We start from the raw sequence: 22707 nt of genomic DNA on the forward strand, positions 1-22707 counted from the left end.
CTTCTACGACAAGTGAATGGGCGAGGGGCCCTTCGCTTACGCGGCGAGCCGGAGAAATCCCCATGAATCCGGCGTGGATACTCCGAACGGAGTAGTCAACTGTGCCAGGTGGCTCAGTTGACGCAGGTGACGCCGTCCGCGGTAATCGGCTCATCGGCCGAACCGTCCGCGCCCTGTCGGGCAGCGGGTGCCGGTGCCGCGCCCGGCGCGTTGCCGCCGCCGGTTCCTCCCTGGCCGGTGGCACCGCCGGTCTGCTCGTAGTCCGGCGCCAGCAGGACCCGCACATGGCCCGAGGTCACCGCGGCGCTCTCCTCCACGGCGACCTCGCCGCCCAGCGCCTGCGCCACGCTGTCGGCCGAAGCGCGTTCGCCCGGTGCCGACTGCACCACGCTGGCCTGCCTCGGCGTCTCGTTGGCGACCTCGCCCTGGCCGAAGCCCTGCGACACCAGAGACTCGGACACGGTGCCCGCGAGCCCCTGGACGTCGGAGGTGTTGTAGACGTCGACGACGATGTCACCGGGCGGCGGTGCCGAGGGCGCCGTGCTGATCTTCTTGCCGGTGAGCTTCGCGACGAACTGCTGCACCTCGGCCGGATTCACCTGCACCGCGACACCGTCGCCCGGGGTGTCGTACTCCGGGTTCACGATGGGAATGGTGCGGAACTGGATCTGACCGCCCGACAGCCCCCGCAGCTGCTGCGCGAAGGACATGATGTCCCAGCCCTGGTTCACCACGATCGATTTGCCGATGGCGTCGGACAGCCGGTTCAGCTTGGCCGGATCGGCGAGCGTGCCGGCCGACAACACCTTGTTGGCCAGGCCCGCGAGGAACACCTGCTGGCGCACGACACGGTCGAGATCACCGCGCAGCAGGCCGTGCCGTTGCCGCACGAACGCCAGCGCGTCCACGCCCGTGATCGTCTGCTTGCCCTTCTCGAAGTCCGCGCCCGACATCGGATCGCTGGTGGCCTGTTTGAGGCAGACGTCGACACCGCCGATGGCGTTGGTGATGTCGTAGAAGCCCAGCAGGTTGATGGAGGCGTAGTTGTCGATGGTCTGGCCCGTGAGGCCCTCGACGGTCGAGATGAGGGTCTTGGCCCCCTCCTGGTTGCTCTGGACCTCCAGTTCCCGCTCGTCGGCGACTCCGCCGGCCTGGAGATCCTGCCTCGCCGCGGCCTTGCCACGGGCGTAGGCGGAGTTGAGCTTGTGCTGCCCGAAGCCGGGAATGTCGACATAGGTGTCGCGGGGCAGCGACACCGCGACCGCCTTGCTGCCGTCGTTGGGCACGTGCAGCATGATCAGCGTGTCGGTGTTCAGCACACCGTCGGCCGCCCCGGCGTTGAGCTTCGCCAGCATCTCCTTCGGCAGCGGATTGCCCTGGGCGTCCACCCGGCTGTCCATGCCGACCAGCAGGATGTCGCGCGCACCGTCCTCGGGTAGTTCGCCGGGGTCCCTACCGATGACGTCGGCCGTGGTCAGCCCGTTCACCAGGCCCTGCATGGCGGCCCAGGCGTAGCCGGTGACCATCAGGACCAGCACCGAGACCATCGTCACGGCGATCCGCGCGCCGAACCGTCCCCCGCGTCGGGAGCCGCCGCCCGAGGCCGCCGCCTTGCCGGTCGCGGCACGCGGCCGGGCACGTTCCTCCCGCTCGCCGCGTGCGGCGGCCGGTGGCCGGGAGGCGCCGCCGCGTGGCCGGGCTCCCTGCTCGCGCGGGGGAGCGGGCCGCCGGGCGGGGTTGCCGCGGGGTGGACCGCCGGGGGAGCCCTCCGTACCGCGCTCCGGGCGCCGGCGCGGCGGGCGGGGGCGGCGCGCGTCGTCTCCGGGCGGTCGGTCCACGCCGGCAGCTCCTTTCCGTCGCTGCTGAGGTCACACCTGCACGTCCTCGCCGGGAAGACGCGCGGGAACGGGCTGCGGTTGTCGTAGAGTGCCACACCGCGCGGAAAGGACACGGACACCACCCCGTTCGTTCGGCCCTCCGCTACCGCGCCCCCCTTCCGGGTGACACGAGCGCCGACACGGTCGTGGCCCCCAAGGCGGCGCCGCCGAGCACGCACGCTCCCGCGTGAACGAACAGCCCGAGCGTGTCGGGCGACGGCTCGGAGGTCACCGACAGCAGCGGAGGCACACAGGCCAGTGCCGTGAGCAGCCAGGTCAGGGGACTGTGCGTGGTCGCGGTGCGCACGCTGTGCAGCAGGGACATCCCGAGCAGCAGATGCACCACGCTCTGCACCGGGTCGAGCAGCACGCCCCGCAGCCAGGGTGGCTCGGCGTCCAACGTGGTCAGCGCGAAGCCGAACACGCCGAGCACGGCGAACCCGAATCCGGCCGCCGTCGCGGCGTGGGACAGCGCCCGGCCGAGTACGCCCGGCGCCGTCGTCCACACGGGTGGTGGTGGCTGGTGCCATCGTTGCCGTTCGAACCAGGCGAACACGAGCACGGCGGGCGCGGTCAGCAGCGCGATCGCGAGCAACAACCGGGGCTGGACCTCACTGCTCCAGCCGAGCCCCTGCTCGAGTCGTCGCGGCAGGTACACCGCCGCGAGCAGCAACAACAGGGCGGCGAGATACAGCAGGTAGAGCGTCATCGGTGCGCGCGCCGCCAGCCCGGCCTGACGCAGCACCGAGGGCCGGTGGACGATCGGGACCAGCCGTCGCCGGAGCAGTCCCAGAGCCGCGAGATGCACCACCCCGAGCAGCAGCACTGCCGTGGTCGGGCCCGAGAGCGCGGGCGGAGCGTCGTCCACCCCCAGCACCGTGGCAGGCAGCGTACCGGTGGCGACGCCGAGACCGAGCGCTGCCAGCGCGCTCACCCCCGCTAGAGCCATCCTGCTCCGGGAGGGGACCAGACCCTCCCGGTGGGCGAACGCGGCCTGCTGGGCCAACAGGGCCAGCGTGAGTGTTCCCGCGTGATGCGGCCACGAGGCGGCGGTCCGGGTGCTCAGCCACTCGGCCGCCGCCAGCGCCAGTATCAGCGCGAGTGGGACCGCGGCCGGAGCCCTGCGGTGCAGCGTCAGCATCGCGGGCGTGAGGACCACGGTGAGCACGTGGAATCCGAGCAGCCACAGCGGGTGCAGTGCGGTCCGCACCACCGCCTCACCGGTGGCGGGAGGTATCCGCAGCAGTTCCAGCGCCAGCGGGACGGTGCTGGCCGCGACCGCGAACACGAGGGTCAGCCGTAGCAGCGCGCTGCCACGGTGGGAGAGGTAGGTGCGGACCCCGCCGCCGCGTAGCCGGGTCTGGGTCCACGTGCTCGCGTTGGCGTGCCCCGCTGCGAAGAAGAACACCACCGTGGTCTGCGCCGCCCACGTCAGCGGCCAGAGCCATGCGCCGTCGATCCCGGCCCAGGTGGCGAGCCGGACCGCGGACTCACCGAGGATCAGTGTCACCAGTGCGGCGACACCGAGCAGCGTCCATGGTGTCGCCGGGGGCAGTGAGCGCCGCCAGCGCCCGAGGTCGAGCCGGGGCAGGGCCCACCGCTGGGGAGCGGGGCGGTCGCGCAGCCGGTGCCACGAGAGGACGCCGATGGCCGTGACACCGGCCAGCAGCGGCAGGAGCGGCTCCCCGACGGGTGGCCCCCACCGCTGGTACCACGAGTTCGCCACGAGCCCCGCCGTGTACACGGAGGCGACCGACCGGCACAGGGAGTGTGTGCCGAGCGGGTTGGCGTCGCACGTGGCGGCCATGTCCGCGGACAACCGGTGATCCAGCGACTCCCGCAGTTCGGGCGCCAGTGGCTCGCCCTTCCGCTCGGCGTAGCGCAGGAGGTCGTAACCGAGATCATGGGACCGGCACGGTGTGCCGAAGTTCCACCGCGTGCTGTCGTCGCCCCAGGGGGCGGAACAGCCGCCGCCGACGTGGACGGCCCTGATCGTGCCGTCGAGGGCGCGCTCGGTCGCCGCCTCGACCCTGGTGATGGCCGCGAAGTCGGGGGGCAGCAGCGCGAGGGCCTCGGCGGAGCGCCGCGGATCGAGCAGCGCCTCCACGGCGCGTTCCGCCGCGGGGTTGGACCCCGTGGCCGACCCCGTCACGTCACCGCTGCCGGGATGCGGTGGAGGTTCGGCCTCGGGGCGGGACGCTATGACGCCGAACCCCGCGACCACGAGCACCAGTAGCAGGAGCCGGGCGACGCGGCCACGCGGCAGCCGTCGGCGCGGACGCGGTATCCGGCTGGCTGGCATGCCTCACAGGGTGGCAGCGAGGCGCACCGGATCGCTATCAGGGGTTTCCCTTCGGGGTTTGGACCGGCCCCCGACCGGTGCGGGCCGTCACCGCGGTACGGGCGCGAACCGGACGCGGTTGCGTCCCGCCTCCTTCGCCTCGTAGACCGCGGTGTCGGCGGCCTGCAACAGGCCGTCGAGATCGTCGGCGTGCCGGGGAAAGACGGCGACGCCGATAGAGGCCGTGCGCCCGCTGATGGTCGCCTGCGCACCCCGCTTGTCGGTGGTGGGAATGCGCAGAGCGGCGACGGTGGTCCGGACACGTTCGGCGGCGAGTTCGGCGGCGGCGGTGTCGGCGTCGGGCAGCAGTAGCAGGAACTCCTCGCCGCCGAACCGGCCCACGACGTCGGCGGGCCGGGTGACCCCGGACAGCGTGCTCGCGATGGCGGCGAGCACGTCGTCGCCTGCCGGGTGCCCGTAGGTGTCGTTGATCCACTTGAAGTGGTCCAGGTCGACCATGAGCACCGCGAGTGTGCTGCCCGCTCTGCGGACACGGTTGAGCGCGCGGTCGGCGGACTCCGTCCAGCCACGCATGTTGAGCAGCCCGGTCTTCGGGTCGGTCACCACCGCGTCCTGTAACTGGTCCAGCTCGGCGAGCCGGTTGAAGACCACCGTCACGACCGCCATGATCGCCACCGAGGGCGGCAGGACGACCACGAGCACGGCGGTGACGGCGCCGAGCCCGATGGTGACGGCCTCCAGCAGGTTGTCGGCCTTGCCGCCGAGCACCGTGCGCAGTGTGGGGGCGTGCGAGCCGAGCACGAGGATTCCGCCGACGTAGCAGACCTGCACGACCTCGTACACCAGTGCCGTGACGAGGATGAGTCCGAACTCGCGCAGTGACCCCGGCACGGTGAGTGTCTGCCAGTCCTGGGGGCCCATCGAGTTGTAGGCCAGGTTCGCGAGCGCGGCGGCCAGCCCGTGGGAGATCGACGAGTACACGAAGTTGTGGGCGGGCCTGCGCGCGGTGAACCAGCGCTGCACGCGGATCACGACGACGAGGAGCACGGCGAGCGTGGCCGGAAGCACCAGTGTGGCCGGAAACACCCACACCGCCGTGAGGTCGATGAGCACGGTCTGGGTGCGGTTGCGCCGACGTTCCTCCTGCCGGTGTGTGAACTGGATGTGGGCGGTGGCGCCCGCGCCGAGGATCGCGAACGTGAGCCAGTCCTGCCCCACCGGCAGCGGGGACCGCGCGAACGCGGCGGTGAACCCCGCGATCGACAGCACTTCCATGGTCAGCAGGAAGACGACGAAGCGGCGGGGCCGCGTCCACAGCGCCCAGTGCCGCGGCCACAGTGCCGCGCGGCGCGACGCGGGCCGGTGCCGGTTTCCCGGCGCGTGCGGCGGCGACTGCCCGGTCATGGCATCCGTGTCCGTGCCCGGTGAGGAATGGGAAGTAACGATTTCTGGCGACGGCCGATCCTGGGGAATGAGCGGCACTCGCCAATCCTCTCGCGTGTGTCGGTCGTGGGGGCCCCTCCGAACCGGCCTCCGAAGCCGGATTGGGGAGATCCACGGCGGGACGAAGCAGCGTTGGTGACCGGTATCATCTCACCGCACCGAAGAATGGCGTACGCGAACCCGTCCGACTGTAGCCTGGGGGCAGCACGGATCGCCGTCCCGTCGGCCGGTATTCGAACTCGGTACGAACTTGGCCGTGAGTGGAGGTGTTCTCCCTTGTCCGACCGCGATTTCTGACCTAGAACTGACAGGCCGACGGCACTGATGTCCTGGGGAGGTGCACCGTGTCCGACCGCGACTTCTGAGCCGAGCCCTCGGGCTCGCGCACACCCGGTCCCTGTTACGCGACGGCACCATGTCTTGACCACCCAGGAGGTGTTCGCCATGACCGACCGTGATTTCTAGTCCTTGTCTTCGTGCTCGTTGTCGGATAGCCATTTTCGCCGACCTCACGCCGTGAGTGGCCGGGCACGATCAGGTGATCGTCCTCGGCGAAGCCCGGACGGTCACGGTGTGGTCCGCCGCACCCGTGACCAGGACACGGCGACCGGGATCGTGAGGACCACCCCGGCCGCTCCGGCGAGCGCGATCGTGGTTGTCGCGGACCCGACGAGGTCCGCGACCACGCCGCCCAGCGCCACGCCCACGCCCTGTGCGACGCGCAGGCCCGTGCGGTAGACACCGCCCGCCCCACCGCGGAGTTCGTTGGGCACCCAGGTGATGAACGTGGCCCCGACGGTGATGATGTAAGCCCCGGCGGCCCCCGCGAGCATCAGCAGCAACAGGGCGAACGGCAGTGTCGGAGTGAGGGCGAAGCCGACGAGAACGGCTGCCGCGGCCGTGGCGAGCAGGCCCATCACGCGCCTGCGGTTCTCGGCCGAAACGAACCGCGACAACACGAACGTCCCGAGGATGAACCCCACCGGATCGGCGGCGAGCAGCCAGCCGACGGCCTGCGGGGAGGCTCCGATCTGGTCGGCCAGCGGTGCGGCCAGCCCTTCGGGGATCACCGCGAGCCCCACCAGCCACGACAGCGCCAGCAGCACCCGTAGTCGCCGCTGGCCCCAGACCCACCGGACGGCCGTGAACCAGCCGTCGCCGGGATCGCCCGCGGCCGGACGTGCCCGCACGCACAGCTGGACGAGCGCGGCGGCGACGACGAAACTCGCGGCGTCGAGGGCCAGTGCCCACGACGGCCCCAGCGACGTCACGAGCAGTCCTCCGCCACCGAATCCCGCGAGCATCGCGATGTTGGCGGTGATGCCACGCAGGTCCTGGCTGCGCAGATACAGCTCGTCGGTGAAGATCTCCCTGGTCAGGGCGTTCTGTGCCGCGTTGGCCGGGGCACCTGCGAGCCGGGCCAGCACCACCAGCGCACACAGCGGCGCGAGCGGCATACCGGGGATCGCCATGCCGCCGACCAGAAGTGCCTGCGTGGCGGACGAGATCACCAGCACGGCCTTGCGCGGGTAGCGGTCCGCGATCTGGGCGAGCCCGAGACCGCCTGCGAGAGCGGGAAGGAACGTCAGGGCGTACACCACGGCGGCCCACAGCGCGGAGCCCGTGCGGTTGTACACCATGATGGACAGCGCCACTGTCGTGAGGTGGTCGCCGAGGACGGACTGGGCCTCCGCGATCCACAGCGCCCGGAACTCGCGGTTGCGAAGAGCGTCACTCATCCGGGCCGCTGTCGTGGTAGCTACCAACCTCGTCACCCTGTGCCGAATCGGTTACGTTTTGCGACGTCGGCGCCAACGTTAGTTTTCTTCGCGAAGGCGTGGAGCCGAAGATCGGACGTTACCCGGATCGGACTAACCCGAGCCGGAGTGCCGTGCCGCCCGTCGTGCCACGTCACGGCAGTTCGATGAGTCCCACCGAACCGCCGCGTGTATCCCGCGGCCGATCGCGGATCACTCGTTCGGCGCAGTGCTGCCACCGCTCGGCGCGCGTGCCCGCGGACGGCGGGCCACCCGGGCCGACACTGACGGTGTCCGGGCACGAGCGGGTTCGGACGACGATCGAGCCGCGTGGGGAGACGAGGCACATGAGTGGACAACTCGAAGGCAAGGCCGTGGTGGTGACAGGAGCCGGACGCGGACTGGGGGAGGCGTTCGCCACGCACGCGGCGCAGGCCGGGGCCGCGGTGGTGGTCAACGACGTCGACGCCGAGCTGGCCGAACGGACGGCCGCGAACATCGCCGCGCACGGCGGCAGGGTGGTGGCCAGCGGACACGACGTGGCCGACCCGGGACAGGCGTCGGCGCTGGTCGAGCTGGCTGTCTCGGAGTTCGGCGGCGTCCACGGCCTGGTCAACAACGCGGGCCTGAACTACGAGGCCGTGTCCTGGCAGGACGACCCCGCCGACGTGCGCCGGCTGGTCGAGACGAACGTGCTCGGCGTCATCTACGTCGGCACGGCCGCCGCGAGGGCGATGGTGCGACACGGTGGCGGTTCCATCGTCAACATCTCGTCGGGCGCGTCGTTCGGTCAGCGCAGACTCGCGACCTACTCCGCGAGCAAGGGTGCCGTGGCGTCGTTGACGTACTCGTGGGCGCTCGACATGGAAGAGGTCGGCATCCGCGTGAACGCGGTGTGCCCACTGGCCCACACCCGGATGGTCTGGGCTTCGGAGCGTTCCCTGCGCAACTGCCCGCCCGACCGCACGCCCTCGCGGATCGCCCCGCTCGTGGTGTTCCTGCTCGGCGACGACGCGCACGGCATCACCGGACAGCTGGTCCGCTGCAACGGTTCGGACCTGCACATCGTCGGGCAGCCCTACGTCAAGGAGCCCGTGCTGCGCAGGCCGGTCTGGGACACCACGAGTGTGCGGCGCGCGTTCGCCGAGGTCTTCGCCGCGCAGCTGGAGCCCTACGGACTGGAGAAACGAGTGCCACCGACGATGCGGGAATGGACCGAGAGCGCGGCGGGCGGCCGGATCGCGCGGCCCGGCCATGACCGCAGCGCGTGAGCACGGCCGCTACGTCCGGTAGAGCGCGTCGATGTCCGCGCGGTAGCGGCTGCTGATGACCCGGCGCTTGAGCTTGAGTGTCGGGGTCAGCTCACCGCTGTCGGGCGTCCACGCCTCGGTGAGCACGCGGTATCGCTTGACCTGCTCGGCCCGCGACAGCCGCTCGTTGGCCGCGTCCACGGCGCGGTCGATCTCCGCGCGCACGGCGGGGTGTTCGGCCAGCGAGGGAAGGTCCGATGTCTCGACGCCGCGTGCCGCAGCCCAGCCCGGTGCGATCTCGTCGTCGAGCACGATCAGCGCGGTGACGTAGGGCCGGTCGTCCCCGATGGCCACTGCCTGACCGATCAGCGGGTGTTCCTTCAGCAGCCCCTCGATCCTCGTCGGCGCGATGTTCTTGCCCCCGGCGGTGATGATGAGTTCCTTCTTGCGGTCGGTGATCGTCACGAAGCCGTCCTCGTCGATCGAGCCGATGTCGCCGGTGGCGAACCAGCCCTCGGCGTCGGCAGGAGAGTCGATCGTCCCGTCCTCCCGGAGGTATCCGAGGAACACGATGGGACCGCGGACGAGCAGCTCGCCGTCGTCGGCCACCGCGACCTCCACGTCGGCGATCGGCCGCCCCACCGTGCCGGCTCGGAAGGCTCCGGCGTGGTTGGTGGTGGCCGCGCCGGTGGTCTCCGACAGCCCCCACACCTCGTGGATCTCGATGCCGAGGCCTGCGGCGAAGTGCAGCACTTCCTCCGGCAGAGCGGCGGCGCCGCTGGACGCGAACACCAGCCGGTCCAGGCCCAGCAGTTCCCGTACCGGCGCGAGCACGGTGCGGTCGGCCTCGGCGATGCGCCGGGCCAGTTCGTCCGGCACCTCACGCCCGGCGCTGCGCAACCGGTAACCCTCGCGCAGCAGGGCGTTGGCGGCCAGCAATGTCTCCCTGCGCTGTTGGTCAACTCCGGCGAGCATGTTCTTCAGCCCCGCCACCAGCTTCTCCCACACCCGGGGCACACCGAAGAACGTGTCGGGCCGGACCCGCGCGAGCGCGGCGGCGATCCCGGACGGGTCGGCGAGCGTGTGGACGTGGCCCGCCCGCACCACCGGCATGTAGAGGGAGAGTTCGCGTTCGGCGATGTGGGCGAGCGGCAGGTACGCGATGTTGGACAGGTGCGGGGGCGAGTCGTGCAACGCGTGGACGGCGACGGCCTCGTGGATGGCGTTGCGGTGGGACAGCACGACGCCCTTCGGGACACCGGTCGTGCCCGAGGTGTAGATCATCGACAGCGGATCGTCCGGCCTGACCGCGTCGGTGAGGCGCTCGAACGTCTCCGGGCGGGCCGCGTGCAGGGCGGCCCCGCGGTCGCGCAGGGCGGAGTAGTCGATGAAGTCGACGAACTCGACGGACCGCTCGCCGGCCTCGGCGGCATCGTCCGGATCGAGCACGACGATGTGGCGCAGGTTCGTCAGGTCGTCGAGCACCGGGCGCCACCGCCGTAACTCCGCCTGCCCGGCCAGCACCGCGACGGGCGCGGCGCTGTGGTTGGCGACGTAGCGGATCTGTTCGCTGCTCAGCGTCGAGTACGCGGTACACGGCACGGCGCCGAGGTTGGCGGCGGCGAGGTCGGCGATGAGGTGTTCGGGACGGCTCGGCGCCATGATGAGCATGCGTTGCCCGGAGCGGAGGCCGAGGTCGGACAGTCCCCGCGCGACGGCGGCGACATGTTCGCGTAGCTCGGCCCAGGTCAGCGTGGGACTGTCGGGATCGTCCAGCGACGTCAGTGCCGGCAGTCCGGCGTGCTCGGTGGCGTTGCGGCGCAGCAGTGCGGCGATGGTCCGGCCCTCGACCTCGGCCGCGACGGTGGGCTGGGTGCTCAACGCTGTCCCTCCTCGTCTCCGTGGGCCCACCACCCTATGTAACCTGGGTCACTTTTGTGCAGGCCTGATGTGATCCGGCGTCATCCGGCGGGGTGTCACCGCGGGCGCGCCGGGTACTGCTGGGGCATGAGCGGACGGCAGGACGCGGGCGGCACGGCCGAACAGGTGCTCGACGTCGCGGGGCGCACGTACGCCGACGAGGCGGGCATCACCCTCGCCGACTCGCCGTCGGCGCTGTACCGCCTGCTCGTGCTGTCGGTCCTGCTCTCGGCGCGGATCAAGTCCGACATCGCCGTCGCCGCCGCGAAGGAGCTGTTCCGGGCGGGCTACCGCACGCCCGAGCGGATGCTGGCCGCCTCGTGGCAGAACCGGGTGGACGCGCTCGGCCGCGGCCACTACGTGCGCTACGACGAGAGCACCGCGTCGACGCTGGAGCAGGGCGCGCGGGTCGTCGCCGACACCTACGGCGGTGACCTGCGGCGCATGGCGAAACAGGCCGACGGCGACGTGGCGAGGCTGCGGCGCCTGCTGCGCGAGGTGCCGGGCCTGGGACCGGTGGGGGCGGACATCTTCTGCCGGGAGGCCCAGGCGGTGTGGCCGTGGCTGCGCCCGTTCCTCGACCGCAAGGCCCGTGAGGGCGCGGAGCGGGCCGGGCTGCCCACCGACGTGAGCACGCTGTCCTCGCTGGTGCGGGGTGACGACCTTGCCCGGTTCTCCGCCGCGCTGGTTCGGGTTCGGCTGGACCGGCGGCTCGCCGAGCGGCTGAGCTGAGATTTCGGTCGCTGCCCCGTTTCGGGTGGGGTCGCTTCGGCCACGGTTGTGCCATTCTGGTGACGTGACCGATCAGGTAGTGCATGTCGCCGGACCGGGTGAACCGGTGAACGATCTCACCGCGGTGCTGAGCAAGATCGCGCGGACCCTGGAGCCCGAGGACGACGTCGATACCACCGTCGCGCACATTGTCGCGGCGGCGGCCGGCACCGTGCCCGGCACCGACGAGGCGGGTGTCTCACTGCTCGACCAGGGCAAGATGCGTTCCGTCGCGCCGTCCAGCGACGTGGTGGCGTACCTGGACGACTGGCAGCACCGGCTCGGCGAGGGGCCGTGCGTGGACGCCGTCTTCGAGAGGCCCGCCTACCGCGTCGACGACATCTCCACCGACCCGAGGTGGCCCCGTTTCGGCGCGAAGGCCGCCGAGGCTGGCATGCTCTCGATCATCGGCTTCCGGCTGTTCACCGACAGCACCACCATCGGCGCGCTCAACCTGTACGCCCGCCGCGCGAACGCCTTCGACGAGGACGCCGAACGCATCTGCGAGCTCTTCGCCGCCCATGCCGCCGTGGCGCTGGCCGGGTCGAAGGGCATCGAGCAGTTGCAGGTGGCGCTGCGGACCCGCGACGTCATCGGGATGGCCAAGGGCATTCTGATGGAACGGCACGGTGTCGACGCCGACCGCGCGTTCGAGTTGCTCGTGGCCGCCTCGCAGCACGCCAACGTCAAGCTCCGCGACGTGGCGAGCTGGCTCGTCGACGGGTCGTCGCGGCGAACGTGAGCAACGGGGCCGACCGTGCGGCTCATGCCGTGCCGACCACGAGGGCGACCGTGTAGCCCTTGTCGTGGCGCCGCGTCAGCACCCGGTCGCACACCTGGTGCGTGATCCACAGCCCCAGCCCGCCCTCGGTCCGGTCACGTCGGGCCGGGACGAGGCCGGTGAACGGGTCGGCCGGGCCGGCACCGCCGTCGGTGACGGTGACCACGACCCGGCCGGGCTCGGCCCACAGCCGGACCCTGACCGGCGCGAGGCCGTGGTGGAGCGCGTTGCTCACCGTCTCGCTCACCGCCAGAACCAGGCCCTCCGCGCGCGGGAGGTCGAGATCCGCTTCGCTGGCGCACCGCTGCGCCGCCTCCCTGGCCCGGTCCGGGCGAGGGTCGTGCAGGGTCACCGTCGCGGGCCCCGACGGAACCCCTTCGGCGGTCAGATCGGGCTCGTGCTCGGCGAGGAAGGTGCGCGGGTCGGTGAAGCCGGGGCTGCGGATCTGGCCGCCGCCGGGAGCCACGAGCCACGGATGGGTGCGCCGGACGTCGTCGAGCACCGCCGCCGGTACGACCCGCCCGTCGTAGAGGCACAGACTCCACAGCGGGAGGTCGTCGAAGAGTTCGTTGATGGCGGCCTCGTAACGCGCCCACGGAGACCAGATCGTGCTGTGACCGGGATCGTCGAGTTCGCCCACCAGCCGCACCCGGTCGGCGCCGTCCTTGACGTGCTGGGTGAGCAGATCGCGGTAGTGGCGCACCGTGGCGGCCGGGGTGGCGTACGCGTCGGCCTGGTCGAGGAAGGTCACCGGCGTGGTCACCGGCAGGGCGCGCCGCAGCAGGGCCGCACGTCGCGGGCGCAACGCCGCCAGCGTGACCTCCCCGCCGGTGACCCCGTCCCGCAGGAAGGGCACCACGATCGCGAGGAACTCCTCGTCGCTGTGATGGACGGCGGCCGTGTGGTGGTGGCCACCCGGCATCGTCGTGTCGTGTGGGCTCATCACGACGCGCCCGCTCGGATCGTTCCCGGCGCGACGCGTGTTGGCACCGAGCCGAAACGTCGTCGACGGCCTACCATCGGTAGCTGTGCCGTCCGAGGTGTGAGCCGGGGCAGGGGAGGGCTGTCGTGAGCGGCGAGGGAGAACTGGTCGCGGGACGGTACCGGCTGTGCTCGCGCATCGGCCAGGGAGCCATGGGCATCGTGTGGCGTGCCTTCGACGAGGTGCTCGACCGGCAGGTGGCGCTCAAGGAACTCCGGCTCGACCCGGGCGGGGACGACACCGCGGCCCAGGAAGCGGCCCTGGCCAGGGCCATGCGGGAGGGCCGGGTCGCGGCCCGGCTGCGGCATCCGCATGCCGTCACCGTGCATGACGTCGTCACTCACGAGCGGACTCCCTGCCTGATCATGGAGTTCCTTCCTTCGCGCAGCCTGTCGACGTGGATCACCGAGCGTGGGCCGCTGCCCGCCGGGCAGGTGGCCGCCATCGGCGCCCAGGTGGCGTCGGCGCTGGCGGCGGCACACGAGGACGGCATCGTGCACCGCGACGTCAAGCCGGGCAACATTCTGGTCACCGACGACGGCATCGCCAAGATCGCGGACTTCGGCATCTCCCGAGCCGACGGGGAGGGCACGGTCACCGGCCGCGGTGTCATCGCGGGTACACCTGCCTATCTCTCACCCGAAGTCGCCGATGGCGGTCAGGCGGAACCGTCGTCGGACGTCTTCTCGCTCGGCGCGACGTTGTATCTGGCGGTGGAAGGAGTTCCCCCGTTCGGCGACGCCGCAAACACGATCGCGCTCCTTGTTCGGATCGCTCACTCCGAGCCCGACCCTCCGCGCCGGGCGGGGCCGCTCACCGACCTGTTGCTGGCGATGCTCCGCCGCGACCCGCGCGACCGGCCCACGATGCGACAGGTTCACGACGCGCTCGCCGCCGTGGCCGAGGGCCGAGCCGCCACGGTGCCCGGGCCCCGGCGCCGAACACTGCTGCTCACAGCGCCGGTCCGGCGACGGGTCCCCTCCCGTGCCGCGGCGACGGGAGCCGTCGCGGTGGTGCTGGTCGCCGTCGGAATGGTCATCGGTGCGGCGCTGAACACCAACCGGTCGCAGGGCAGCGCCGTCGCCGCACCGGCGGCGTCGGGGTGTGCCGCGCAGCTCACCGTGACCAACCGGTGGCCCGGCGGCTACCAGGGTGAGGTGCGGATCACACCGGACGAGGCGGCGATCGTCGGCTGGGAGGTCACCTGGCCGCTGCCCGCCGAGCACGAACTCAGCGACGTGTGGAACGGCACCCCGGCGAGCCACGGCGACACGGTCCGCGTCGGGGACGCGGGGTGGAACGCCGCTGTCGAGCGCGGCGCGACGGCCACCTTCGGCTTCGTGGCCCGCGCGCCGGAGGGGACGACGTCCCCCGTGGCCCCGGGGGACCAGGTGCTGACCTGCGTGGCGAACTGACACCGTGTCCGCAGCCCAGGTAGCCGTGTCCGCAGTCTGCGTAGCCGTGTCCGCACCGTGCGAGGCAAACACGACTACATAACCTGCGGACACGGCAGGTCGTGGCGGGGCAGCACCTGGTCGAGGTGGTGACTCAGCACCGCGAGTGCCTCCTCGGCGCCGAGCCTGCCGACGAGCACGCTGGTCCCGAGCCCGTGCCCGAGGTTGACGAGCAGGGCGGCCTCCCGCGCGGGGTCGAGGTGCCGCACGAGTTCACCGGTGTCGCGAGCACGTTCCAGCGTGTCCGCGAGCCGCCGCTCCAGCCGTTCGGGACCGGCGAGGAAAGGGCGGTGCGCCAGCTCGCTGTCGGTCATCGCGAGGACCGCGTAGGAGGTCCAGACGAGGTGAAAGATCCGGCTCTCGCCGTCGGTGGGCAGTGCCTCGGCGAGGAACTGCTCCACGTGGTCGCGCGCGGTCGGTCGCGCGGGCAGCGAGGCCAGTCGCGCGTTCCACCGGTCGTGGCTGCGCCGTTCGAGGTGCTCGAGCGCCGCGTTCAGCAGTGCGGCCTTGGTGTCGAAGTAGTACTGCACCAGCCGTAGCGACATTCCGGCCTCCGCGGCGACCGCCCGCATCGTCGCCGCGGCGAGACCCTGACGTTCGACGACCCGCAGTAGCGCCTCGACGAGCGCGGCCCGACGTTCTCCATGATCCACAGTCCGGGGCACCCGGCACCACCTCTCGTTGTGGTACAAGCGTATATGATACGTCTGTATCAGGAAGAGGTGTCATGCTCGTACTCGTCCTGGCCTGCGCCGCCCAGTTCCTCGTCGTTCTCGACGTCTCGATCGTCACCGTCGCGCTGCCCTCGATGGAGGCTCAGTTCGAGCTCGGTGCGGCGGGTGCGCTGTGGATCGTCAACGCCTACGTGCTCGCCTTCGCGGGTCTGCTGCTGGCAGGCGGCCGGGTCGCCGACCTCGTCGGTCACCGCCGCGCGTTCCTGACCGGTGCGACGGTGTTCACCGTGGCGAGTCTGGTCGGCGGACTCGCTCCCGAAGCCGGGGTCGTCGTCGCCGCACGGGCGGGCCAGGGGCTCGGGGCGGCGGTCCTCGCGCCGGTCACGCTCACGATCCTCACCACGACCGTGCCCGAGGGGACCCGGCGCCATCGCGCGCTGGCGGTCTGGACCGCGGTCGGGCTGGCAGGTGGAACAACGGGGAACCTGATCGGCGGGGTGCTCACGGAGTACCTGTCGTGGCGCTGGGTGTTCCTCGGCAACGTCCCCCTTGGCGTGGTCGCCGTGCTGCTCGCGGTGCGGGCGTTGCCGCCGGACGCGCCGCCGCGACGACGGGACCCCGTCGATGTGCGCGGGACGTTGCTGGCCACGGTCGGGCTGGTGGCGCTCACGTTCGGCATCGTGCGCGCGGGCACGCACGGGTGGAACTCGCCGCCCACGCTTGCCGCGCTCGGCGTCGCCGTCGCAGCGCTCGCGGTGTTCGCCGTCGTCGAACGCCGGTACGCGCGGGTGCCGCTGTTGCCCCCACGGCTGCTCGCGACGAGGTCGGTCGCGCGCGGCAACGTCGTGTTGCTGCTCGCTGGCGCGTGCCTGAACCCGATGTGGTACTTCCTCACGTTCGCGATGCAGGACGTCCTGCGTCTGTCACCGCTGGAGACCGGCCTCGGGTTCGTGCCCCACGCACTGCTCACGATCGCCGTGGGAGTCAGGCTGACGCCGTGGCTGATGCGGCATGTGGCCGCTCGCACGCTGATCGTGGCCGGTGCGAGTGTGGCCGCGGTGGGGTTCGGCTGGCAGGCCGGGGTCGGACCGGGTATGACCTATGCGGAGGCGATGCTCGGTCCCGCGGTGCTGATCGCGGTGGGTGGCGGCCTGCTCAACACGCCGCTCACCGCCGTGGCCACCTCCGGAGTGCGCCACGAGGACGCGGGCGCGGCCTCCGGACTGCTGAACACGACGAAACAGGTAGGTGGGGCACTCGGCCTCGCCGCGTGGGTGACGGTGGCGGGTGCCGATCTCGGGCTGGCGTTTCACCTCCTGGCCGGGTCGATGCTGGTCACCGCGTTGGCCGCGATGGCGTTGCCGAACGGGGCGGGCCACACCGGGCGGCACGAGTCACTCGGTCGCGTAACGGATGATGCCAGTGGGTAACCGGCCCGCGTGAGCGAGACAGAGGAGCAGGCGCAGATGGCGCCGTCGGAGGACAGCACGCCGGACAGCGACGACCGCGACCGGGACGACCGTGGTGAGCGGTCGGTGGTCGTGGTCGGGTTGCTCTGCGACCCCGGACTGCCGAGCGACACGGTCGCGAAGTTCGTCGACGACTTCCGGCAGGAGTTGTCCTCCCACATCACCGACGAGGTCGATTGGGAGGTGCGGACCCGCACCGAGCCGGTGGAACTCGACGAGAACGGCCAGGTGCCGATCATCCAGTTGGCGGAGCACATGCGCCCGCAGCTCGGCTGGGACCTGCTCGTGTGCGTCACCGACCTTCCCCGGTCGCTGGGTTCCCAGCCCGTGGTCGCGGACATGAGTGTGCGGCACGGGGTGGCGCTCGCCTCCCTGCCCGCGTTGGGTGCGGTGGCGCTGCGCAGGCGGCTGCGGGACACGCTGCTCTATCTGGTCGGCGAGCTGGGGCGCGCCGAGGCGCTGGGGTACCGGGCAGGCCGCGATCGGCGCAGGGCGGGCGGCCGGTCCGCGCCCGTGCGCTGGATGGACAACCCGGACGCCGAGATCGAGGTGAGCCTGTCTCTCATCGGCTGGCGGGGCCGCCTGCGGCTGCTGGCCGGAATGGTGCGGGACAACAAGCCGTGGCGGCTGGTGCCCGAACTGTCCACCGCGCTGGCCGCCGGGTTCGCGGCGGCGGCGTTCGGCATCTTCTACAGCAGTATCTGGCTGCTCGCCGACGCGCTGAGCGTCACCCGGCTCGTGGTGATCAACGTGTTGGCGGTCGTGGCGATGATCGTGTGGCTGATCGGCTACAACAAGCTGTGGGAGCCGCGATCGTCGTCGCCCAAGGAGAAGGCGCTGCTCTACAACATGGCCACCGTGGCGTCGATGGCCGTCGGTGTCACGGCGTCATACGTGGTGCTGTTCGCGGTGACCCTCGCAGGGGCGGTCGCGGTGATCGAGTCGGGCTATCTCGCGCAGTCACTGGGTCATTCCTCCGGTGTCTCCGACTACCTGCAGCTCGCGTGGCTGTCGAGTTCGATGGGCACGGTCGCCGGTGCTCTCGGGTCGAGCCTGGAGAGCGAGGACGCCGTGATGCGTGCCGCCTACAGCAAGCGCGAGCGCGAGCGCAGGCGGCTCGCGAAGGAGTCCGGCGACGACTCGTCGGAGTCCGATGGACGGTGAGCCGTCGCGTCCCCCGGAGTCGGCCGCCGAGGATCGCCTGCGGTGGAACGCCCGCTACCGGCGGGCGACGCCGTCGTTCGAACCCCATCCGCTGGCCGATGCCGCCTGGGCTGCGGGGCTGCCACCCGGGCCGGTGCTGGAGCTGGCGTGCGGCCGGTCCGGCAGTGCGCTCGCCCTGGCCGAGCGGGGCAGGCACGTGCTGGCGGTGGACGTCTCCGACGTGGCATTGGCGCAGCTGGCCTGCCGGGCTCGGCAGCGGCGCCCGGCCGGGCAGCTGGCGTGCGTGCGGGCCGATCTCAGGACCTTCGTGCCGCGGCGAGCCACGTGCGCGCTGGTGCTGAGCACGCGGTTCTGGGATCCCGACGTGTTCCGCACCGCCAGGCAGGCCGTGCTGCCCGGCGGGCTGCTCGCCTGGGAGGCACTCGCCGACAGCGAGGAGGCCGGAGCACAGCCGCGGCCGTACCGCGTGCGCCACGGCGCGCTCGGCGCGGCGCTGGGCCCCGGGTGGGAGGTGCTGGCGCAACGGCGGGGGCCGCACGGGACGACGAGCGTGCTCGCGCGTGCGACCCCGTGACGGCGACCGGATGCGGGGCGGCCGGTCAGCAGCCGGTCAGGTCAGCGTGTTGCCGCCGTTGACCGCGATGCGCTGCCCGGTGACGTAGCCCGCCCGCTCGGACGCGAGGTAGGCCACCGCGCCCGCCACGTCCTCCGCGGTGCCCTGGTGGCCCAGCGGGACTCCGGCGGCGTAGTCCGCCTTGTCCTGGTCCGTCGAGTCGTGATGGCGATCGGTCGGGATCCAGCCCGGCGCGACCAGGTTGACGGTGATGCCGTCGCCGCCCAGTTCCCGCGCCCACGACCGGGTCAGCCCGAGCTGGGCGCCCTTCGCCGCCACGTAGGCGCTGGAGTCGGGAACGCCGAGTTCGACCACCTCGGAGCCCACGTGGACGATTCGCCCCCAGCGCCGCTCCCGCATCCCGCCGATCACCCGCTGCGCCAGCAGCAGCGGGCTCTTGACGAAGAACTCCAGCTGGTCGAGCATGTCGCGCCAGCTCAGTTCCGCCAGCCCGAGCAGCGGTTGCGGCCCCGTCGCGTTGAGCACGAGCACGTCGATCCGCCCGAACTCCTCGACCACGGCGTCGTGCAGCCGGTCGACCTCCGCCTCGTCGGTGACATCCGCGCGGAACACCTCCGCCCGCCCGCCCGCCGCGGCGATGCGCTCCCGCAGCGCGTCCGCCGAGTCCTTGTCGCGCGCGAAGTTGATCGCGACCGCGAAGCCGTCCTCCGCCAGCGTGGTGGCGATCGCGGCCCCCAGCCCCCGCGACGCTCCCGTGACCAGCGCGACCCTCGTCGTGTCCGTCATCGTCTGCCCCTCGTCGGTGGTGAGTCCCGGCCACGCTAGCGGCTTTCCGAGGGGATTCGGGGTGCGATTGGTGGTCGTTCTCGGGGTTTCTCCCGATGCGGGAGCCCACCACACGATCGACACTGGAGACATGGAGAACACCGCGACCACCAGGACCCTGACCCGCGCACGCGACAACCGCGTGCTGGGTGGCGTCTGCGCGGGCATCGCCCGCCGTTACGGCTGGAAACGCCGCAATGTGCGCCTGGCGTTCATCCTGTCCTGCGTGCTGCCCGGACCGCAGTTCCTGCTCTACGTGGCGTTGTGGCTGGTGCTGCCCGAAGAGGCGTGAAGCCCGCGCTCACCAGTGGGCGGGATGCGCCACCGCAGGGGGGAGCAGGGTCGCCGCATCGCCGCGCGCCGCGTTCACCTGCGGCTGTGTGAGGAAGAACGCCCCGGTGAGATCGGCGCTCCGCAGGTCGGCATCGCGCAGGTCGGCACCCAGGAAGTCGCAGACGCGCAGGTTGGCGCCCCGCAGATCGGCGGCGATGAGCAGCGCGCCGCGAAACGTCGTGCCGCGCAGCGAGGCGTCACGCAGCCGGGCTCCGGCGAGGTCGGCACCGCGACGGTCGTGGCCCCGCCCGCGCACGAGATCGCTGACCTCGGCCAGGAGCGGGCCGACGGCCTGCCGCGCGGCGGCCACGTCGGTGGCGGCGACCGCGTCGGCATCGGCGCCCGCGAGTGCGTCGATCCGCTCGTACTCGGACAGCAACCGTGCCCGTAGCCGCGGGTCGTCCGTCAGTGTCCGGCCCTCGGCGAGGTACCACAGCACTTCGTGCAGATGACGGGCCACGCCGAACGCCGCGAACGTGCGGCGCGCCAGTTCCGGGTCGTCGCGCCAGGACACGTCGTCGCCGGCCGCCGCGGTGATGCGCTGGCCCGCGCCGAAGCAGTCGAACACGGCGCACCCGACGAACCCCCTCGGCCGCAACTCGGCGTGAACCCGGCAGCGGAACGTCTCGTCGAGGTGCGTGCAGGGCGTGCCCGCGTCCTTGTCGGACGGGAAACCCGCGGCGGCCGAGAACGGCAGCGCCACGCAGCACAGACCCGCGCACCGGGAACAGTCGGCCCGCAACGCCATCGCGGGCGAGCTGCCCGGCATCCCCATCACGTCCTCACCGTCGGCCAGTGGTGCCTTAGAGCCCCTAACACATTGGTCTGTTCGGCTCGCGACGCCCAGACAGCGCCTCGCCGCGTTGGAGGATCGCCCACGTACTTCCAGTACGCGGACGCCCCTCCGCCTTGCGAGCCTGGGCCCCCGCCGGGGACGCTCGCCACCCCGGTAGGGGACCGCCTGGCCGCCGCTCCCTGATCGAACGCCAATGTGTTAGAGGCTCTTAGGCGATTCTTCCGCACCGGGTGTGTCGCCCAGGTGTGGGGTTCACCCGGGGCCGAGGCGGCGAATGGCCTCGACCGGGTCGGCGTCGAGCCACCCCCGCACGGTGGGCGCGGAGCCGTCGATCAGCCTGCCGAAGAGCCCGACCACCGCGTCCTCGAGTGCGTCGCCGGTCGGTGCCACCAACGTCGCGATCCGCGCTTCGGGCACGGTGGCCGTCGCGTGCCCGCTCGTGAGCGCCGCGATGAGCAGGGCCTGCTCCGCCGCCAGGCGCAACCTCCCGCACACCGGCAGAAACGGTTCCGCGATGCTGAGTGTGGCGGCCACCGCCGCGTCACCCGCGTGGGTGGACAGGGCGCGCGCCAGCGCCGAGGCCACGTCGGTGCGCACGGCGTTCGGGGCGGCGGCACGGCCGAGGTGGGCGTTCCACGCGACCCGGTGTACGGCGGTCAGCGGTGCCTCGATCGCGTCGGCGGCTTCGGCGATCGCGCGCACGGGTGTGTGCTCGGTCAGGCTGGCCGCCGCGAGCGCCAGTGACGGGACGAGCCGCAGCCACGCCGGGGTGTAGACGCGGACCAGCCAGTCCATGGCCAGCATCGAGCGCATCCGGTCCTTGCCGTCGTCGGCCGTGCCGACCAGTGCGGGGACGAAGCGCTTCAGCCGCTGGCGTTTCGCGAACGGCAGCCGGTCACCCAGCACCGTCGCGGTGGCGATCAGTACTCCCGACACGCTTTCCGGCCGGTCGGAATGGCGTTCTCCGGCGAACCACGCCGCAGCCTCCGGCAGGCTCACCGCTTTCGTCCTGGCCGGCGTCGCCCTGCGCGTGAGGGTGATCGACTCCAGGTCGCACGTCTGCATCACCGAACTCCCGTTCCCCCACTCCCGATTGGAATAATCCGGGAAACTCCACGATCGCGGAACCGTGCGGTCTCCGGCAAGCAAGTCACCCGGACAGCCGTGCCCGCGCCGCGCGGGACCTCGCCATGACGTCGGTCACCGAGCCGTATCTCCCGCCCGCCGACCTCACTTACTCTCCGGTAACACGACGCCGGGTCAAGCCAGGAGGACCGCACACATGGTGCACACCAAGTTCTGCGACGTCTTCGGCGTCGACCATCCGATCGTGCAGGGCGGCATGCAGTGGGTGGGGCGTGCCGAACTCGTGTCGGCAGTCGCGAACGCCGGGGGACTCGGATTCCTCACCGCGCTCACCCAGCCCACACCGGAGGCGCTCGCCGACGAGATCGCGCGCTGCCGCGAGCTGACGGACCGGCCGTTCGGTGTGAACCTGACGATCCTGCCCGCCATCAACCCGCCGCCGTACGCCGAGTACCGGGACGTCGTCATCGACGCCGGCGTCCCCGTGGTCGAGACGGCGGGCGCCAACCCGGCCGAACACCTGCCCGCGTTCCGCGCGGCCGGCGTCAAGGTGCTGCACAAGTGCACGAGCGTCCGCCACGCCGTCAAGGCGCAGGAACTGGGCGTGGACGGCGTGTCCATCGACGGGTTCGAGTGCGCGGGCCACCCCGGTGAGGACGACATCGGAGGGCTGGTGCTCATTCCCGCGACAGCGGACCGGGTCAGCGTGCCGATCGTCGCCTCGGGTGGGTTCGCGGACGCGCGGGGGCTCGTCGCGGCTCTGGCCCTCGGCGCCGACGGCATCAACATGGGCACCCGCTTTCTCGCGACGCGCGAGGCACCCGTGCACGACAACGTCAAGCGCAGGCTCGTGGACGCCACCGAACTCGACACCGAGCTGATCTTCCGGCCGCTGCGGAACACCGCGCGCGTCGCGAGCAACGCGGTGAGCAAGGAGGTCGTGCGCATCCTGGACGAGGGCGGCGAGTTCGCGGACGTGCGTGAGCTCGTCGCGGGTGTGCGCGGGCGGGAGGTGCTGCGGACCGGTGACCTCGACGACGGCATCTGGACCGCGGGCACCGTGCAGGGGCTGATCCACGACGTCCCGACGGTCGCGGACCTGATCGAACGCATCGTGACGGAGTCGGACGCGCTCGTGCGCGACCGACTGACCCCGGCGCTGCCGTGTCCGCAGCTCCGGTAGCCGTGTCCGCAGTCCCCGTAGCCGTGTCCGCAGTTCCGGTAGCCGTGTTCGCAGATTGAGTCGACG

At 71.7% G+C, this 22707-nt stretch carries 19 protein-coding genes; 9 read left to right on the forward strand and 10 right to left on the reverse strand.

Going from position 1 to position 22707, the window contains the following annotated elements; genetic code table 11:
- Window positions 1-113: 113 nt before the first annotated feature.
- The 4 genes from FFT09_RS14390 to FFT09_RS14405 all read right to left on the reverse strand — a co-directional run bounded on the left by FFT09_RS14390 (window position 114) and on the right by FFT09_RS14405 (window position 7361).
- Window positions 114-1547 carry an LCP family protein gene (locus tag FFT09_RS14390; RefSeq protein WP_138383215.1) on the reverse strand — a complete coding sequence of 478 codons (1434 nt, stop codon included), beginning with the start codon at window positions 1545-1547 and terminating at the stop codon, window positions 114-116.
- 433 nt (window positions 1548-1980) lie between these two features.
- Complete coding sequence (locus tag FFT09_RS14395; protein WP_138382981.1) at window positions 1981-4179, reverse strand: phospholipase A2; 2199 nt, start codon at window positions 4177-4179, stop codon at window positions 1981-1983.
- Window positions 4180-4266: 87 nt separating this feature from the next.
- On the reverse strand, window positions 4267-5454 hold the full coding sequence (locus tag FFT09_RS14400) for a GGDEF domain-containing protein (protein ID WP_138383216.1): 1188 nt from the start codon (window positions 5452-5454) through the stop codon (window positions 4267-4269).
- A 734-nt stretch (window positions 5455-6188) separates the two neighbouring features.
- Complete coding sequence (locus FFT09_RS14405) at window positions 6189-7361, reverse strand: MFS transporter (protein ID WP_081191329.1); 1173 nt, start codon at window positions 7359-7361, stop codon at window positions 6189-6191.
- A 365-nt stretch (window positions 7362-7726) separates the two neighbouring features.
- On the opposite strand from FFT09_RS14405, the gene FFT09_RS14410 reads away from it, so the two are divergent.
- Window positions 7727-8650, forward strand: coding sequence for an SDR family NAD(P)-dependent oxidoreductase (locus FFT09_RS14410; protein ID WP_081191328.1), 924 nt, complete (start codon window positions 7727-7729; stop codon window positions 8648-8650).
- A gap of 9 nt (window positions 8651-8659) precedes the next feature.
- On the opposite strand, the gene FFT09_RS14415 is transcribed toward FFT09_RS14410, so the two are convergent.
- Window positions 8660-10510, reverse strand: coding sequence for an AMP-dependent synthetase/ligase (locus FFT09_RS14415; protein WP_138382982.1), 1851 nt, complete (start codon window positions 10508-10510; stop codon window positions 8660-8662).
- A 126-nt stretch (window positions 10511-10636) separates the two neighbouring features.
- Here FFT09_RS14415 and FFT09_RS14420 point away from each other — a divergent pair, with 126 nt between their 5' ends.
- Both FFT09_RS14420 and FFT09_RS14425 read left to right on the forward strand, forming a co-directional pair.
- The gene (locus FFT09_RS14420; RefSeq protein ID WP_138382983.1) at window positions 10637-11281 is read left to right on the forward strand and encodes an endonuclease; all 645 of its coding nucleotides are present in this window, start codon (window positions 10637-10639) and stop codon (window positions 11279-11281) included.
- 64 nt (window positions 11282-11345) lie between these two features.
- Entirely contained in the window at window positions 11346-12062 is a 717-nt protein-coding gene (locus FFT09_RS14425) for a GAF and ANTAR domain-containing protein (RefSeq protein ID WP_024877312.1), read from the forward strand.
- Between the two features lie 22 nt (window positions 12063-12084).
- Here the strand turns inward: FFT09_RS14425 and FFT09_RS14430 are convergent, their stop codons facing one another.
- Complete coding sequence (locus tag FFT09_RS14430; protein WP_081191325.1) at window positions 12085-13044, reverse strand: sensor histidine kinase; 960 nt, start codon at window positions 13042-13044, stop codon at window positions 12085-12087.
- Window positions 13045-13169: 125 nt separating this feature from the next.
- On the opposite strand from FFT09_RS14430, the gene FFT09_RS14435 reads away from it, so the two are divergent.
- Window positions 13170-14498 carry a protein kinase domain-containing protein gene (locus FFT09_RS14435; RefSeq protein WP_138382984.1) on the forward strand — a complete coding sequence of 443 codons (1329 nt, stop codon included), beginning with the start codon at window positions 13170-13172 and terminating at the stop codon, window positions 14496-14498.
- Window positions 14499-14572: 74 nt separating this feature from the next.
- Here FFT09_RS14435 and FFT09_RS14440 read toward each other — a convergent pair whose 3' ends face one another.
- The gene (locus tag FFT09_RS14440; protein ID WP_138382985.1) at window positions 14573-15202 is read right to left on the reverse strand and encodes a TetR/AcrR family transcriptional regulator; all 630 of its coding nucleotides are present in this window, start codon (window positions 15200-15202) and stop codon (window positions 14573-14575) included.
- A 62-nt stretch (window positions 15203-15264) separates the two neighbouring features.
- Between FFT09_RS14440 and FFT09_RS14445 the strand changes: the two genes are divergently transcribed.
- Genes FFT09_RS14445 through FFT09_RS14455 form a run of 3 tightly spaced genes read left to right on the forward strand, consistent with a single transcriptional unit; the run spans window position 15265 to window position 18418 of the window.
- Window positions 15265-16641 (forward strand): MFS transporter, encoded by a 1377-nt coding sequence (locus FFT09_RS14445; RefSeq protein ID WP_138382986.1) that lies wholly within the window; start codon window positions 15265-15267, stop codon window positions 16639-16641.
- 9 nt (window positions 16642-16650) lie between these two features.
- Entirely contained in the window at window positions 16651-17844 is a 1194-nt protein-coding gene (locus FFT09_RS14450; RefSeq protein ID WP_244231364.1) for a hypothetical protein, read from the forward strand.
- On the forward strand, window positions 17834-18418 hold the full coding sequence (locus tag FFT09_RS14455) for a class I SAM-dependent methyltransferase (RefSeq protein ID WP_138382987.1): 585 nt from the start codon (window positions 17834-17836) through the stop codon (window positions 18416-18418). The genes FFT09_RS14450 and FFT09_RS14455 overlap by 11 nt, the downstream gene beginning before the upstream one ends.
- 36 nt (window positions 18419-18454) lie before the next feature.
- On the opposite strand, the gene FFT09_RS14460 is transcribed toward FFT09_RS14455, so the two are convergent.
- Entirely contained in the window at window positions 18455-19204 is a 750-nt protein-coding gene (locus FFT09_RS14460; RefSeq protein ID WP_081191319.1) for an SDR family NAD(P)-dependent oxidoreductase, read from the reverse strand.
- Between the two features lie 130 nt (window positions 19205-19334).
- Between FFT09_RS14460 and FFT09_RS14465 the strand changes: the two genes are divergently transcribed.
- A complete protein-coding gene (locus FFT09_RS14465) occupies window positions 19335-19535 on the forward strand; it encodes a PspC domain-containing protein (RefSeq protein ID WP_081191318.1) in 201 nt (66 codons plus the stop codon).
- A gap of 9 nt (window positions 19536-19544) precedes the next feature.
- Here FFT09_RS14465 and FFT09_RS14470 read toward each other — a convergent pair whose 3' ends face one another.
- Both FFT09_RS14470 and FFT09_RS14475 read right to left on the reverse strand, forming a co-directional pair.
- Window positions 19545-20345, reverse strand: a complete 801-nt coding sequence (locus FFT09_RS14470) for a pentapeptide repeat-containing protein (protein WP_138383218.1) — start codon at window positions 20343-20345, stop codon at window positions 19545-19547.
- A 279-nt stretch (window positions 20346-20624) separates the two neighbouring features.
- Window positions 20625-21437 carry a hypothetical protein gene (locus FFT09_RS14475; protein ID WP_138382988.1) on the reverse strand — a complete coding sequence of 271 codons (813 nt, stop codon included), beginning with the start codon at window positions 21435-21437 and terminating at the stop codon, window positions 20625-20627.
- A gap of 217 nt (window positions 21438-21654) precedes the next feature.
- On the opposite strand from FFT09_RS14475, the gene FFT09_RS14480 reads away from it, so the two are divergent.
- Window positions 21655-22641, forward strand: coding sequence for an NAD(P)H-dependent flavin oxidoreductase (locus tag FFT09_RS14480; RefSeq protein WP_138382989.1), 987 nt, complete (start codon window positions 21655-21657; stop codon window positions 22639-22641).
- The last annotated feature ends 66 nt before the right edge of the window (window positions 22642-22707 follow it).

The organism is Saccharomonospora piscinae (genome assembly GCF_005862235.1).
Taxonomy (GTDB): domain Bacteria; phylum Actinomycetota; class Actinomycetes; order Mycobacteriales; family Pseudonocardiaceae; genus Saccharomonospora; species Saccharomonospora piscinae.

Bases quoted from the DNA above. Each gene is read 5' to 3' on its own strand.
- FFT09_RS14390 (WP_138383215.1), bottom strand. From the start codon at position 1,547: ATGGTCTCGGTGCTGGTCCTGATGGTCACCGGCTACGCCTGGGCCGCC.
- FFT09_RS14395 (WP_138382981.1), bottom strand. From the start codon at position 4,179: ATGCCAGCCAGCCGGATACCGCGTCCGCGCCGACGGCTGCCGCGTGGC.
- FFT09_RS14400 (WP_138383216.1), bottom strand. From the start codon at position 5,454: ATGGAAGTGCTGTCGATCGCGGGGTTCACCGCCGCGTTCGCGCGGTCC.
- FFT09_RS14405 (WP_081191329.1), bottom strand. From the start codon at position 7,361: ATGAGTGACGCTCTTCGCAACCGCGAGTTCCGGGCGCTGTGGATCGCG.
- FFT09_RS14410 (WP_081191328.1), top strand. From the start codon at position 7,727: ATGAGTGGACAACTCGAAGGCAAGGCCGTGGTGGTGACAGGAGCCGGA.
- FFT09_RS14420 (WP_138382983.1), top strand. From the start codon at position 10,637: ATGAGCGGACGGCAGGACGCGGGCGGCACGGCCGAACAGGTGCTCGAC.
- FFT09_RS14430 (WP_081191325.1), bottom strand. From the start codon at position 13,044: ATGAGCCCACACGACACGACGATGCCGGGTGGCCACCACCACACGGCC.
- FFT09_RS14445 (WP_138382986.1), top strand. From the start codon at position 15,265: ATGCTCGTACTCGTCCTGGCCTGCGCCGCCCAGTTCCTCGTCGTTCTC.
- FFT09_RS14455 (WP_138382987.1), top strand. From the start codon at position 17,834: ATGGACGGTGAGCCGTCGCGTCCCCCGGAGTCGGCCGCCGAGGATCGC.
- FFT09_RS14460 (WP_081191319.1), bottom strand. From the start codon at position 19,204: ATGACGGACACGACGAGGGTCGCGCTGGTCACGGGAGCGTCGCGGGGG.
- FFT09_RS14465 (WP_081191318.1), top strand. From the start codon at position 19,335: ATGGAGAACACCGCGACCACCAGGACCCTGACCCGCGCACGCGACAAC.
- FFT09_RS14470 (WP_138383218.1), bottom strand. From the start codon at position 20,345: ATGCCGGGCAGCTCGCCCGCGATGGCGTTGCGGGCCGACTGTTCCCGG.
- FFT09_RS14475 (WP_138382988.1), bottom strand. From the start codon at position 21,437: ATGCAGACGTGCGACCTGGAGTCGATCACCCTCACGCGCAGGGCGACG.
- FFT09_RS14480 (WP_138382989.1), top strand. From the start codon at position 21,655: ATGGTGCACACCAAGTTCTGCGACGTCTTCGGCGTCGACCATCCGATC.